Raw genomic sequence first — 14,179 nt, 5'->3', positions numbered from 1 at the left:
TTATTATTTTTTAGAATGGGGGATAAATTAATATGAATCCAGATAATCTTACAACTGCTGTGCAAGAAGCTATTGCAGAAGCGCAAAAAGTTGCTGTCAACCGAAAACACCAAGCAATTGGCGTGCCAGAGCTATTTAAATTTTTAAGTCAACCGGATCAAATAGCTGGTGGTTTGTTTACGGAACTCGGGGTGAAAAATCAACAACTGCAACAAGAGATTGACGATGAATTGGATGCAGTGTCTATTGTTGAAGGCGAAAATATTCAATATGGACAAAGCATGAGTAGCGCTTTATTTAATTTGTTCCAAAAAGCGGATGAATTAAAAAAGAAAATGGGTGACGATTACATTTCAACGGAAGTCGTTGTCCTCGCCTTGTTGGCTATTGACGATCCGTTAACTAGTTTTTTGAAAGCAAATGGGGTTACTACTTCAAAACTAACAAAAGAAATCGAAAAAATGAGAGGAGGAGAAAGAGTGACTTCCAAAGATCAAGAGACCCAATATAAAGCATTAGAAAAATACGGTGTTGATATGGTAAAACAAGTTCATGATGGGCACCAAGATCCAATTATTGGCCGTGATGAAGAAATCCTGGACGTGATGCGTATCCTGTCAAGAAAAACTAAAAATAATCCTGTTTTAATTGGGGAACCTGGGGTAGGTAAAACTGCCATCGTTGAGGGTTTAGCACAACGAATTGCGCGAAAAGACGTCCCGGATAATCTAAAAGACAAAACCATTTTTTCCTTGGATATGGGCTCACTAATTGCTGGTGCGAAGTATCGAGGAGAATTTGAAGAACGTTTAAAAGGTGTTTTAAAGGCTGTAAAAAAGGCTGATGGTAAAATTATTCTGTTTATCGACGAAATTCATAATATTGTCGGTGCCGGAAAAACCGAGGGAAGTATGGATGCTGGTAATTTGTTAAAGCCAATGCTTGCTCGTGGCGAATTACATTTAATTGGGGCAACCACACTTGATGAATATCGAGAATATATGGAAAAAGATAAAGCCCTTGAACGCCGCTTCCAAAGAGTTTTGGTCAAAGAACCTTCTATTCAGGATACAATTAGCATTTTACGAGGTTTAAAAGAAAGTTTTGAAATTCATCATGGCGTAAAAATTCATGATAATGCAATTGTGGCTGCCGCTAATTTATCGAACCGTTACATTACGGATCGCTATTTGCCAGACAAAGCAATCGATCTCATTGATGAAGCTTCTGCTACAATTCGGGTGGAAATGAATTCCAGTCCAACCGAACTGGATCAGACCAATCGCCAGTTGATGCGGATGGAAGTTGAAGAAACTGCTCTAAAAAACGAAACTGATAGCGCATCTAAAAAAAGATTAGTTGAATTAAAATCCGAACTTGCAAATACGCGTGAAAAGAAAAATGCGCTTCAAAAACGATGGGAGTCTGAAAAACAGTCGATTCAAGTCGTTAATAATAAAAGAACTGAACTGGAACAAGCCAAACATAAGTTAGAAGAAGCTGAAAATAATTATAATTTAGAGCAAGCCGCAAAGCTACAGCATGGCACAATTCCCAAATTGGAAGCTGAGTTAAAGGATCTCCAACAAAAAGAAGAACAGGAATCCGGCGGTTGGTTAGTGGAGCAATCCGTTACCGAGTCAGAAATTGCCACAGTGGTCAGCAAAATGACCGGCATCCCCGTTAATAAGTTAGTTAAAGGTGAACGAGAAAAGCTTTTACATTTGGCTGAAAGCTTGCATAAAAGAGTTATTGGCCAAAATGAAGCTGTTGATGCCGTTTCAGACGCTGTTCTTCGCTCGCGAGCGGGTTTACAAGACCCTAAACGACCACTTGGATCATTTATGTTTCTTGGTCCCACAGGGGTCGGAAAAACTGAATTGGCAAAAGCTTTGGCCGAAAATCTATTTGACTCTGAACAACATATGGTCAGAATCGACATGTCAGAATATATGGAAAAAGAATCAGTTTCTCGTTTGGTGGGGGCAGCCCCGGGATATATCGGTTATGAAGAAGGCGGCCAATTGACAGAAGCTGTCCGGCGCAACCCATATACCATTGTCCTTTTTGACGAAATTGAAAAAGCTCACCCTGATGTTTTTAACATCTTATTACAGGTACTAGATGATGGTCGTTTAACAGACGGTCAGGGGCGAACAATTGATTTTAAAAACACAATTCTAATTATGACATCTAACTTAGGTTCTGATATATTGTTACACGGCGTTGATGACCAGGGAAGAATATCTGAACAGACAAAACAGGCGGTTCAGCAACTTACTCAAACAAAATTTAAGCCAGAATTTTTAAACCGAATTGACGATATTATCTTATTTGCACCACTTAATTTACACGATATTGAACAAATCGTTGGAAAAATGATTACCCAGCTTTCCGATCGCTTAGCGGCCCAAGAAATTCAACTCGAAATTTCTGAACCTGCTGAAAAATGGATAGCTCGGCAAGGATACGACCCAGCGTACGGGGCACGGCCATTACGGCGTTTTATTTCAAATGAGGTGGAAACGCCTTTAGCTAGAGAAATTATTGCTGATCATGTTAAGCCACATACGATCGTAAAAATTAACCTTGAAGACGAAAAATTAGTTTTTCAAACTAAACCAACAATAACAAATGAAAAAAATTAAAAAATAAAAAACGAAGACATTAAATTGTCTTCGTTTTTTATTAAGGTTTAAGTTTATTTTACTGAATCACTTTTAGATAATAAGCTAATTCCATTAGCGGTAATCAGGGCTACAAGTGCTGCGACGATCCCGATTGTTAATGGCTTGTACGTCATAACTTCCAAGGCACCACCGATAGCTCCAATTACTTCTCCAAAAATAAAAGCCCAAAAAATAATTACTACTTGTTTCATCATACTTGGACACCTCACAATCAAAAATAGTTTAGCACAATTTCTATAAAAATCAACTAGGATAGAAGTTAACTAGTTCATTATAAGCGATTCTTTTGTATAATGAAACTAACAAGTTAATTTGAACAGGAGGTGACAATATGGCTTTTGTACCACTACAAGTAACCAGTAGCTTTAGTTTACTGCAAAGTACCACCAGAATTACTGAACTTGCCAAAGAGGCAAAAAAACGGGGTTTTGAAGCTCTGGCCCTTACAGATAATAATATCATGTATGGCCTTATTGATTTCTATAATGCCTGTCGAAAAGAAGGTATCAAACCAATTTTGGGTTTGAAACTGAGTTTATTTGGCCGCATAGATTCCGATAATCATTTTCCGATTTTATTATTGGCTAAGGATCAGATCGGTTATCAACACCTTATGAAAATTAGCACCATTAAAAATACCCAAGCGTCAGGTGCAGATTTATATTACAAACAAATTAATGAATTTTTGACCCATTTAATTGTTATTTTCCCAGGCAAAGATTCAGAACTAGTAACGCTTGTTGGCCGTGGAGATACCGATTCTGCTCAACAGTTAATTAAACAGATCCAGGCCCAAGCTGATGACAACAGTGTTTTAATTGGTCTTAATGCGCAACAATCAACTGTTTTACAAAATACGCTTCAGCAATTGGGCAAAACTAGTAAAGCACGGACCATTGTTGTCCCCGAAGTCAATTATTTAAATGCTACTGATCATTTTGCTACTCAAGTTCTTAGAGATATCGACAAAGGCGAATCCATTCGCAATCCGGAACAGTTTGAAAATTATCAAGGCAATAATTGGCTTCGACCGGAAAAAGATTACGAGGCTATTTATAAAGAAAATGATTTAACGGACGCAATGGAGATGACTGCAACTGTTGCAAAACAATGCAACGTTACTTTGAATTTTAAGAAACCGGAATTACCAGAGTTTACTGTCCCTGATGGTTTAGATTCCAAAACTTATTTAACAAAACTAACTCAAGTCGGTTTAGAAAAGCGATTGAAAAATCAATCGGTTGATAAAGCAACTTATCAAAAACGTTTGGATCATGAATTATCAGTAATTGACCAAATGGGTTTTAACGATTATTTCTTAATTGTTTGGGACGTTATGAATTTCGCTCATCATAACGACATCACAACTGGTCCGGGGAGAGGATCAGCAGCTGGATCACTTGTCGCATACGCATTACAAATTACAGATGTTGACCCGCTCCAGTATGATTTGTTATTTGAACGTTTTTTAAATTCAGAACGTTCACAAATGCCAGATATTGATTTGGATATTCCAGACAACAAACGTGATGAAATTTTAAACTATGTTCACGATAAGTACGGCCACAGTCATGTTTCACAAATTATTACCTTTGGAACACTTGCTGCCAAACAAGCATTGCGTGATGTCGGACGTGTTTTTGGAATGGCGCCTTACGAAATTAACGATCTCAGTAAATTAGTACCAAATGTCCTCAAAATCACCTTAAAAGAGGCTTTAAAACAATCACAAAAGCTCCAAAACTGGATCGCCGACAGTTCTAAAAATAAATTATTGTTCGAAATTGCCCAACAAATTGAAGGACTTCCAAGACACTATTCAACACATGCGGCTGGTGTTGTGTTGAGCGCCCAAAATTTAAGTGATGTTGTTCCACTTCAGTCTGGAAGTGATGCATTGTTGCTCACTCAATATCCAAAAGACACGGTGGAAGCACTTGGTCTTCTTAAAATGGATTTTCTTGGGTTACGTAATTTGAGTATTATGGCAAATGCCATCCGGATTATCACAAGAAATGGCCATCCAGATTTTAAAATTTCAGACGTTAAACTGGATGATCCACAAACGCTGGCCCTTTTTCAAAATGCAGATACAACGGGTGTTTTTCAGTTTGAATCGAGCGGTATCCGCAATGTTTTGCGCCAATTACACCCAGAAACATTTGAACTGGTTGCTGCAGTTGATGCGCTGTACCGGCCGGGTCCAATGGAAAACATCGATACTTTTATTAAACGAAAAAAAGGGATTGAGTCAGTTCAATATCCAGACCCCAGTCTAGAACCAATTTTGAAGAGTACCTATGGCATTCTTGTTTACCAAGAACAAGTTATGCAAGTGGCATCTGTAATGGGGGGCTTTTCACTTGGAGAAGCTGATTTATTACGTCGGGCTATGAGCAAAAAGAAACGGGCTGTTATTGATGATATGCAAACAAAATTCATCTCAGGAGCTGCTCGTAAAGGATATTCAAAAGATACGGCCATTCAGGTATACGATTATATTGAAAGATTTGCTAATTATGGTTTCAATAAGTCTCATGCGGTTGCCTATTCAAAAATGGCATTTGAACTAGCTTATCTAAAAGCTCATTATCCGGCCGCATTCTTTGCTGCTTTATTGAACTCTGTTTTAAATAATCCAAATCAGATAAAGCGATACTTGATGGAGGCCAAACAACATGGTGTACAGGTTTCTGCCCCCAATGTAAATTTGAGCCAAGGTTATTTCATTTTAAAAAATGGACAAATCATTTTTGGATTAGCCAGTATAAAAGGTGCGCGTCGCGATTTTATTGCTGATGTTTTGGATGAGCGCAAACAAAATGGGCCGTTTAAAGATTTACAAGCATTTTTGCAACGAATTCCGGCGAAATGGTTGAAACAAGATTTGATGGAATCTTTGATTTATGCTGGAGCATTTGACTCATTTGGATATAACCGCGCAGAACTTCTGCAAGTATTGCCAGATTTATTAAATGGTGTTGCATTAAGTGGCAGTAGTATGAGCTTATTTGAAAAATTGACCCCAAAAATAATAAAGAAACCTGATTTGTCTCTCGAAGAAAAGCTCCAAAAGGAAAACGAGATATTAGGTGCTTACCTTTCTGGGCACCCAGTTGAACAATACGACCAATTACGCACTAAATATTGCATTACAGATATTATTGATTTGACAGTTAATCAATCTGTAACTTGCCTAATCTACATGACTAAGATTCGGGTTATTCGTACCAAACGCGGGTCACAAATGGCTTTTATTACTGGTAGTGATTTAACCGGTGAAATTGATATCACGGTTTTTCCCGAGCAATATCAACAAACAACTGAAATTCTTCAAAAGGGAAAAGTCCTCCTAATTCAAGGAAAGGTTGATGAACGCAATGGGCTACAAGTTATTGCTAATCACATTCAGCTCGCAAGCCAACTACTGCTAAATCATCCAAACCAGCGGTGGGTTTTACGATTTACCGAAACTGATAACATAACTACTGTTGAAAATCGATTACGGTCAATTCTGCAGTCCCATCCCGGTTCGATTCCGGTTTTACTTTTCTACCCAGCAACCGATAAAAAAGTTCTTTTGGAAAAACGATTTTGGACGACAAATTCAGAAGAAATCAATTCAGCGCTTACAAACCTGTTAGGTAAGGAAAATGTGGTCTTGCAATCGGTCAAAAGTACCGATATCTAGGGATTTGTTCCAGATGTTTTTTGTTAAGATTGAAGACATTCAAATTCAAAAGTGTTAAAATTATAAGTGAAGTTTAGATATTTAAATAATTTTTTGCTTGAGGTGAAGAAATGAAACGCATTGGTATTTTAACCAGTGGTGGTGATGCTCCAGCTATGAACGCTGCTATTCGTGCTGTTGCACGGAAAGCAATTAGTAATGGTTTGGAAGCATATGGTATTAACTATGGTTTCGCTGGATTAGTTGCTGGCGATATTCATAAGTTTTCTGCTACTGATTTGGACGATTCGATCGATGAGGGTGGTACAATGTTGTACTCAGCTCGTTATCCCGAATTTGCCCAAGTAGAAGGTCAATTAAAAGGAATTGAACAACTAAAGAAGTTTGGTATTGATGCTTTAGTTGTTATTGGTGGCGATGGCTCTTATCACGGAGCTCTTCGTTTAACTGAACACGGCTATAACACGATTGGTTTGCCAGGAACTATTGATAATGATATTCCTTACACAGACTTTACAATTGGGTTTGATACTGCTTTAAACACAGCTGTTGATGCCATTGATAAAATTCGTGATACAGCTAAAAGTCACCAGCGTGTCTTTGCAGTCCAAGTAATGGGCCGTGCAGCAGCTGACATTGCACTTTGGGCTGGTGTTGCTACAGGCGCAGATGCAATTGTGGCTCCAGGGTACGATACAGACGTCAAGGAAATTGCTGAGAAGTTGAAGAAGAATCGTGTAGATGGTAAAGACTATGGTATTGTAGTTATTGCTGAAGGCGATGCAAATTCTGATGCTGCACCAACATTTCTTGAAGAGCTCAAGAAATATGGTGACTTTGATGCCCGTGCAGTTGTTTTAGGTCATATTCAACGTGGTGGCCGACCAACTGCTCGTGATCGAGTTCTTGCTAGCAAGATGGGTGCTTATGCAGTTGACTTGTTACTTGAGGGTAAAGGCGGTTTGGCCGTTGGAATTCTTGACAACAAAGTTCAGGCTCATGATATTACCGACTTGTTTAACTCAAAGCATCAACCAGATACAACTTTATTTGATTTAAACAACGATTTATCGTTCAAATAATTTCAAGTCACATGTTTTATAAATTTAGGTAAAAACGACGTTAAAGTCTTTTTATAAACTAATCAAGGGAGAGATATAGTTATGAAGAAAACCAAGATTGTTTCAACACTTGGTCCTGCAAGTACATCAGTAGATACGATTGTTAAATTAATTGAGGCTGGTGCAAATATTTTCCGTTTCAACTTTTCACATGGTGATCACGCAGAGCATTTAGACCGCTACAACAAAGTTATGGAAGCAGAAAAGGTCACTGGTAAAACTGTTGGTATCTTATTAGATACAAAGGGTGCTGAAATCCGTACAACAGTTCAAAAAGATGGCAATCAAGAATATCATACTGGCGATAAAGCACGCATTTCAATGGATGATTCATTAGATACAACCAAAGATAAGATTGCTGTTACTTACGCTGGCTTATACGATGATGTCCATGTTGGTGGCCATGTGTTGTTTGATGACGGTTTACTTGATTTTAAAGTCGACGAAAAAGACGAAGCAAACAAAGAATTAGTTGTTCACGCAATGAACAACGGTGTTCTTGGTTCACGTAAGGGAACTAACGCACCTGGCGTTTCAATTAACCTTCCCGGGATTACTGAAAAAGACTCAAGTGATATTCGTTTCGGTTGTGAAAACATGAATATCAACTTTATTGCTGCAAGTTTTGTTCGTAAACCTCAAGACGTTCTTGATATTCGTCAACTTTTAGAAGAAGAGAACATGACAGATGTTCAAATCTTCCCTAAGATCGAATCACAAGAAGGTATTGATAATGCTGATGAAATTTTGAAAGTTGCTGATGGAATTATGGTTGCTCGTGGTGACATGGGTGTCGAAATTCCAGCAGAAAATGTACCTTTGGTTCAAAAATCATTAATCAAGAAATGTAACTCACTTGGTATGCCTGTAATTACAGCTACTCAAATGTTAGATTCAATGATTGAAAACCCACGTCCTACACGTGCTGAAGCATCAGATGTTGCTAATGCTGTTTGGGATGGTACTGATGCAACAATGCTTTCAGGTGAAAGTGCTAATGGTGCTTACCCTGTTGAAGCTGTTTCAACAATGGCTAAGATCAACGAAAAAGCTGAAAATGCTATGGCTGAAGATGGAAACTTACAAATCAACAAGTTTGACCAAAGTGATGTTACAGAAACAATTGGCGCTGCTGTTGCACGTGCTGCAAAGAACTTAGGTGTTAAAACAATTGTTGCTGCTACAGAATCTGGTTACACTGCTAAAATGATTTCTAAGTATCGTCCAAATGCTGATATCTTAGCTATTACATTTGACGAACGTACTCGTCGTGGATTGACAGTTGAATGGGGTGTTCATCCAATCGTTGCTGACAAACCAGCAACTACAGATGACATGTTTGACTTAGCTGCTAACAAAGCCGTTGACTTAGGCTTTGCTAAAGAAGGCGACTTGATCCTTATCACTGCTGGTGTTCCAGTTGGTGAACGTGGAACAACTAACATGATGAAATTACAATTAATTGGTTCTAAGTTAGCAGCTGGACAAGGTGTTGGCGATGAAACAGTTATTGGTAAAGCAGTCATCGCAACTTCTGCAAAAGAAGCTAATGATAAAGCTGTTGAAGGTGGCATCCTTGTTACAAAGACAACTGACAAAGATTACTTACCTGCAATTGAAAAATCTAGTGCTCTTGTAGTTGAAAATGGTGGTTTAACTTCTCATGCTGCTGTAGTTGGTATCTCAATGGGAATTCCCGTTATTGTTGGGGTACAAAATGCAACATCAATTCTTTCAGATGATGAATTAATTACTGTTGATTCACGTCGTGGAGTTATCTATCATGGTGCTTCAAACGCTATCTAAAGCTTATTTATAAAGTAGTTTCTTTACTGGAAAGACCGCTGTTTATAGACAGCGGTCTTTTTAATACATAGTACACAACGAAAGGAACAGTCAAAATGGAAAGCTGGCTATTTTTAATTGGTATTTTGCTAATTGCAATCTGGGGGAAAAACCAATCCCTAATCTTCGCAACTGTCGCGGTACTCGTTCTTAAGGGCATTCCTAATTCAGAAAAGATTTTGCAAGTCGTTGAAAAGCAAGGAATTAACTGGGGAGTTACAATTATTTCGATTGCTATTTTAATTCCTATTGCAACTGGCAGAATTAGTTTTCAAGATCTTTTAAATGCTTTTAAATCACCAGTTGGCTGGATTGCGGTTCTTTGTGGTATATTAGTGTCAATTCTTTCAGCACGAGGGGTAGGGTTTCTGGCAGTGTCACCTGAAGTCACAGTTGCGTTGGTTTTTGGAACTATTCTAGGTGTTGTTTTCCTAAAAGGAATTGCTGCTGGGCCAATTATTGCCTCTGGAATTGCCTTTTGTATTATTCAATTACTAAACATAAAAATTTAAAATATTAAATATTTAAGGAGCTAAACATGAACAATTTATTAGGACGCGTTATTGATACTAAAATGACCGATGAAAATGAAAATTATTACTTTTTGCAAAATTCCGGTGCTGTTTTTCAATTGGATAAGGAAGAACAAGTAGAACCTTTACATATTGGAGGCCATTTTAAGGGATTTGCTTATGAAAACGAGGACCACAAGTTGCAAATCACTTCAAAAATTCCCAAGATTCAAATTGGCCGTATGGGATTCGGAACTGTCGTACAAAGTCGACGAGATTTGGGTGTTTTTGTAAATATCGGCTTGCCAAACAAAGATATTGTTGTTTCACTAGATGAGTTACCAACAATTAAAAGTCTATGGCCTCAAAAAGGTGACCGGTTAATGGTAAGCCTCAGTTTAGATAATAAAAATAGACTTTGGGCTAATCTGGCTGACGAGACCACCTTTCAAGAAATTTCTCAAGCAGCACCAAAAACATTAAAAAATCAAAATTTAAAAGCCACTGTTTATCGACTGAAATTAGTGGGAACTCTGGTTATCACAAGTGATTACTATCTAGGCTTCATTCATCCAAACGAACGTGAACAAGAACCACGTTTAGGGGAAGAAGTCTCTGCTCGTGTAATTGGCGTTCACCCTGACGGCACATTAAATCTTTCGTTGAAACCTCGTAGTTATGAAGCTATCGGTGACGATGCGGCCATGTTATTAGCTATGTTACAGCACAATGATACGCACACATTACCATTTACTGATAAAAGTGATCCGGTTGCAATAAAAACCGAGTTTGGCATAAGTAAGGGGCAATTCAAACGTGCGGTGGGCCACTTACTAAAGGCTGGAGTTGTTACAGAGACAAAAACCGAATTACAATTAAAAACTGAAGACGAAGACTAGAGTTGAACAATAATGAACAATGACCTTCAAGATTATTTGCATACGCTGGTTGTAGAACAAGGACTCGCAAAAAACACAGTTCTTTCTTATCGACAGGAGTTAACTGAATTTTTCAGTTTTTTAAAGACGCAAAAAATTGAAGAATTTAATCAAATTGATCGTTATACTATTTTAAATTACTTGAAATATTGTGATGAACAAAATAAATCACGAAATTCTGTCATTCACACGGTTACAAGTTTGCGCCAATTTTTCCATTATTTACTCATGCAAAACAAAATATCAACAGACCCAATGTTAAAAATTGACACCCCAAAAGCAGCTCATCATTTGCCACAGGTCCTTAGCAGTAAGGAAGTGGAAGATCTTTTACAGGTGCCAGACACTAATAAGCCACTAGGAGTGCGCGACCGAACCTTATTGGAGGTCATGTACGCAACTGGTTTACGGGTAAGCGAGGCAGTAAATCTAAAGCTAGATGATTTGCGGTTGGAAATGGGACTTATTTCAACAATTGGTAAAGGTGACAAACAACGGATTATCCCAATTGGTGACGTAGCCATTCATTGGCTGTCCATCTATTTGGAAGGCGCTCGGGAACAATTATTACGAGGGAAGAATAATCCTTTTGTTTTTTTGAATAACCACGGAGAACAATTAACCCGACAAGGAATTTGGAAAAATTTAAAAGTGATTGTGAAAAAAGCAGGCATTACAAAAGACGTCACTCCGCATACCCTGCGTCACTCGTTTGCAACCACGTTGTTGGAAAATGGAGCAGATTTGCGAACTGTACAGGAACTATTAGGTCACGCAGATATTTCAACAACGCAGATTTATACACACGTAACAAAAAAACATTTAACGGAAGTTTACAATAAATATCATCCAAGAGCCTAGGACAAAATTGTCCCATTCTTTAAAATATGGTAAAGTTGTTAGTAACGTTTATGAATTTTGAATTGAAACAGACCCTTAGGAGGCTGAGTTCAACTTGTTAGTAAAATATAGAGATTCTTTCCAAAAAATTGTCATGGGCTTGTTGTCTTTTATCCCAGGTCTAAAAGATATCGATCGAATTAATCAAGAATTGGATTGGTATGCAGCAAGTGACGATCGTAATTTGTATCTTCAAAAAAATGAGGCCGGCGATTTTATTGGCTTGGTAGGTGTAGAAAAGCAAGATCAATATTTGATGGTGCATCACCTGGCTTTTATTCCTCAACAACAAACACAGGCTAATGAACAAGAAATTTTTGACTCACTAGCTAAAAACTTCCCCGATTTACAAATGATGGGGACACTAGAAACCACCCCCGCATTAGCCCGATGGGAAAAAGGAAAGCCTGATCAACATGGAGAATGACACTTCGGGAAAATTACCGAACGTAAAAATCAATGATTTTGAGGGCCCTTTAGACTTATTATTGCACCTTATCAAACAGGCCAAAATGGATATTTACGATATCCAAATTTCAAAAATCACAGCGCAATATTTAGCTTATTTACACATAAATCAACAGCTCAAATTAGATATTGCAGGTAAATATTTAATTATGGCTGCCACTTTAATGCGGATTAAAAGTAAATTACTCTTACCAAGCGAACCTAGTATTGATGAGGAAACAACAGAAGAGGATGACCCACGATTGGACCTGGTCACGCAATTGGTAGAATACCAAAAGTACCAAGAAGCAGCTCAAAATTTGCAAATTCAGGAAACTAATCGCCAGCAGGCCTATACTAGAGAAGAAGCTGCTGTCCCAGATGGAATGCAGCTAGCGCATCTGGCACCTGGGTTAACAATAGAGACTCTCAAACAAGCTTTTGAACAGGTCTTAATTAAACAAGACCAGTCACAGCCTATTTATCGGACAATCACCGATGATCCTGTTTCAGTTACAGAACAAATCCAAATGATTAAAAATAGTTTAATTCAGCATCCACAAGGAATGACATTCAATTCCTTATTTACAGACACGATTAGTTCCACAAAAATTGTGGTTACTTTTATGGCCATGCTGGAGTTAGTAAAAAAACAACAAATTGATTTTCAGCAGTCCACACGACTAGGAGCCATCAAATTATTTAATTCAGGTGATGAAGCAAATGACCAGTAATATTCAAAAAATTGAAGCTCTTTTATTTGTGAGCGGGGAAGATGGCCTGAGTTTAAACGATCTTTCCGAAATGACTGGATTTATGAAACCGGCAATTACGGCGATGTTGGACAAATTATCAAGAAAGTATCAAATGGATTCCGACTCATCACTATCAGTTTTACATTTTGGGGAAACTTTTCGATTGGCCACCAAATCAGAAGTAGCTGATGTTATAAAAAATTATTTTGACGCACCACAATTAACGAAACTGTCCCCAGCTTCTCTAGAGGTTCTTGCAATTATTGCGTACAAACAACCGATTACAAGACTGGAAATTGACGAGATTAGAGGCGTTCAGAGTGGCACAATGCTTCAAAAATTAACAATTCGTGATTTGATTGGTGAAGCCGGGCGGTTAGAAGAACCTGGAAGACCAATTCTTTACAAAACAACAAATTACTTTCTAGATTATTTTGGTCTAAAAACAATTGATCAATTACCGGCTTTACCAAACATTCAGCCTGATAATTCATCTAGTTCAAAAGATCTTTATTTAAAACAATTTAATGAAAAACTACATGAAAACGAGGATGAATAGCATGGCAAGTGAACGCTTACAAAAAGTTATGGCAGAAGCTGGTGTTGCATCACGAAGAAAATCAGAAACTTTAATTACTGCCGGTAATGTGACCGTTAATGGTAAGCAGGTCAAAACGTTAGGCACAAAAGTAGATGAGGACGATCGCATTGAAGTGAATGGAATCCCTCTACAAAGAGAAAAATTAGTTTATCTTTTGTTCTATAAACCTCGAGGCGTTATCTCAAGTGTTAAGGATGAAAAAAATCGTAAAACTGTTATGAGTTACTTTCCAGATGTTCAACAAAGAATTTATCCTGTTGGACGCCTTGATTACGACACCTCTGGCATTTTATTGATGACTAATGATGGACAACTGGCTAACAAACTGACTCATCCTAAATATAAGTTTGAAAAAACCTATGTTGCAAAAGTTGAGGGGATTCCTACGAATGACCAGATGGAAAAGTTGCGTCACGGTGTGCGAATTGACAAAAAGGCGACTGCTCCCGCAAAAACCAATGTTATTAGTACGGATCCAGCAAAGAAGACGGCTGTTATTGAGCTTACTATTCATGAGGGCCGTAACCATCAGGTTAAAAAAATGTTCGAAAAAATTGATCACCCAGTCATTAAGCTAAAACGAGAGAAATATGGTTTTCTTACTTTGGACGGTTTGCAATCAGGCGAATGGCGTTCTCTGAAGCTAAATGAAATCACACGTTTAATAAAGCGGTAGATA

Annotated in this window: 12 protein-coding genes; 11 read left to right on the top strand and 1 reads right to left on the bottom strand. The window is 38.0% G+C overall.

All coding sequences use genetic code 11. The features are described 5' to 3' along the window. The first annotated feature begins 32 nt into the window (after window positions 1–32). Window positions 33–2,648, top strand: coding sequence for an ATP-dependent chaperone ClpB (gene clpB / locus PI20285_RS04355; protein ID WP_057772125.1), 2,616 nt, complete (start codon window positions 33–35; stop codon window positions 2,646–2,648). A gap of 53 nt (window positions 2,649–2,701) precedes the next feature. On the opposite strand, the gene PI20285_RS04350 is transcribed toward clpB, so the two are convergent. Continuing rightward, complete coding sequence (locus PI20285_RS04350; protein ID WP_057772127.1) at window positions 2,702–2,884, bottom strand: YjzD family protein; 183 nt, start codon at window positions 2,882–2,884, stop codon at window positions 2,702–2,704. A 137-nt stretch (window positions 2,885–3,021) separates the two neighbouring features. Between PI20285_RS04350 and dnaE the strand changes: the two genes are divergently transcribed. From dnaE to PI20285_RS04300, 10 genes are all read left to right on the top strand, one after another. Further along, a complete protein-coding gene (gene dnaE, locus PI20285_RS04345) occupies window positions 3,022–6,381 on the top strand; it encodes a DNA polymerase III subunit alpha (RefSeq protein WP_057772129.1) in 3,360 nt (1,119 codons plus the stop codon). Window positions 6,382–6,491: 110 nt separating this feature from the next. Beyond that, complete coding sequence (gene pfkA, locus PI20285_RS04340) at window positions 6,492–7,463, top strand: 6-phosphofructokinase (protein ID WP_057772131.1); 972 nt, start codon at window positions 6,492–6,494, stop codon at window positions 7,461–7,463. A gap of 81 nt (window positions 7,464–7,544) precedes the next feature. Next, the gene (pyk, locus tag PI20285_RS04335; protein WP_057772133.1) at window positions 7,545–9,308 is read left to right on the top strand and encodes a pyruvate kinase; all 1,764 of its coding nucleotides are present in this window, start codon (window positions 7,545–7,547) and stop codon (window positions 9,306–9,308) included. Window positions 9,309–9,403: 95 nt separating this feature from the next. Next, window positions 9,404–9,859, top strand: a complete 456-nt coding sequence (locus PI20285_RS04330) for a DUF441 domain-containing protein (protein WP_057772135.1) — start codon at window positions 9,404–9,406, stop codon at window positions 9,857–9,859. A gap of 26 nt (window positions 9,860–9,885) precedes the next feature. Then, window positions 9,886–10,758 carry a CvfB family protein gene (locus tag PI20285_RS04325; protein WP_057772137.1) on the top strand — a complete coding sequence of 291 codons (873 nt, stop codon included), beginning with the start codon at window positions 9,886–9,888 and terminating at the stop codon, window positions 10,756–10,758. Between the two features lie 12 nt (window positions 10,759–10,770). After that, window positions 10,771–11,658 carry a site-specific tyrosine recombinase XerD gene (xerD, locus tag PI20285_RS04320; RefSeq protein WP_057772139.1) on the top strand — a complete coding sequence of 296 codons (888 nt, stop codon included), beginning with the start codon at window positions 10,771–10,773 and terminating at the stop codon, window positions 11,656–11,658. Between the two features lie 94 nt (window positions 11,659–11,752). Continuing rightward, on the top strand, window positions 11,753–12,124 hold the full coding sequence (locus PI20285_RS04315) for a hypothetical protein (RefSeq protein WP_057772141.1): 372 nt from the start codon (window positions 11,753–11,755) through the stop codon (window positions 12,122–12,124). Continuing rightward, window positions 12,114–12,878 carry a segregation and condensation protein A gene (locus PI20285_RS04310; protein WP_057772143.1) on the top strand — a complete coding sequence of 255 codons (765 nt, stop codon included), beginning with the start codon at window positions 12,114–12,116 and terminating at the stop codon, window positions 12,876–12,878. Before PI20285_RS04315 ends, PI20285_RS04310 begins: the two co-directional genes overlap by 11 nt. Beyond that, window positions 12,868–13,458 (top strand): SMC-Scp complex subunit ScpB, encoded by a 591-nt coding sequence (scpB, locus tag PI20285_RS04305; RefSeq protein WP_057772145.1) that lies wholly within the window; start codon window positions 12,868–12,870, stop codon window positions 13,456–13,458. The genes PI20285_RS04310 and scpB overlap by 11 nt, the downstream gene beginning before the upstream one ends. Before the next feature lies 1 nt (window position 13,459). Further along, window positions 13,460–14,176 carry a pseudouridine synthase gene (locus tag PI20285_RS04300; RefSeq protein WP_057772147.1) on the top strand — a complete coding sequence of 239 codons (717 nt, stop codon included), beginning with the start codon at window positions 13,460–13,462 and terminating at the stop codon, window positions 14,174–14,176. The last annotated feature ends 3 nt before the right edge of the window (window positions 14,177–14,179 follow it).

The organism is Pediococcus inopinatus, from assembly GCF_002982135.1.
Lineage (GTDB): Bacteria > Bacillota > Bacilli > Lactobacillales > Lactobacillaceae > Pediococcus > Pediococcus inopinatus.
This window is presented reverse-complemented; position numbering and strand designations above follow the sequence as displayed.

Bases quoted from the DNA above. Each gene is read 5' to 3' on its own strand.
- clpB (WP_057772125.1), top strand. From the start codon at position 33: ATGAATCCAGATAATCTTACAACTGCTGTGCAAGAAGCTATTGCAGAA.
- PI20285_RS04350 (WP_057772127.1), bottom strand. From the start codon at position 2,884: ATGATGAAACAAGTAGTAATTATTTTTTGGGCTTTTATTTTTGGAGAA.
- dnaE (WP_057772129.1), top strand. From the start codon at position 3,022: ATGGCTTTTGTACCACTACAAGTAACCAGTAGCTTTAGTTTACTGCAA.
- pfkA (WP_057772131.1), top strand. From the start codon at position 6,492: ATGAAACGCATTGGTATTTTAACCAGTGGTGGTGATGCTCCAGCTATG.
- pyk (WP_057772133.1), top strand. From the start codon at position 7,545: ATGAAGAAAACCAAGATTGTTTCAACACTTGGTCCTGCAAGTACATCA.
- PI20285_RS04330 (WP_057772135.1), top strand. From the start codon at position 9,404: ATGGAAAGCTGGCTATTTTTAATTGGTATTTTGCTAATTGCAATCTGG.
- PI20285_RS04325 (WP_057772137.1), top strand. From the start codon at position 9,886: ATGAACAATTTATTAGGACGCGTTATTGATACTAAAATGACCGATGAA.
- xerD (WP_057772139.1), top strand. From the start codon at position 10,771: ATGAACAATGACCTTCAAGATTATTTGCATACGCTGGTTGTAGAACAA.
- PI20285_RS04310 (WP_057772143.1), top strand. From the start codon at position 12,114: ATGGAGAATGACACTTCGGGAAAATTACCGAACGTAAAAATCAATGAT.
- scpB (WP_057772145.1), top strand. From the start codon at position 12,868: ATGACCAGTAATATTCAAAAAATTGAAGCTCTTTTATTTGTGAGCGGG.
- PI20285_RS04300 (WP_057772147.1), top strand. From the start codon at position 13,460: ATGGCAAGTGAACGCTTACAAAAAGTTATGGCAGAAGCTGGTGTTGCA.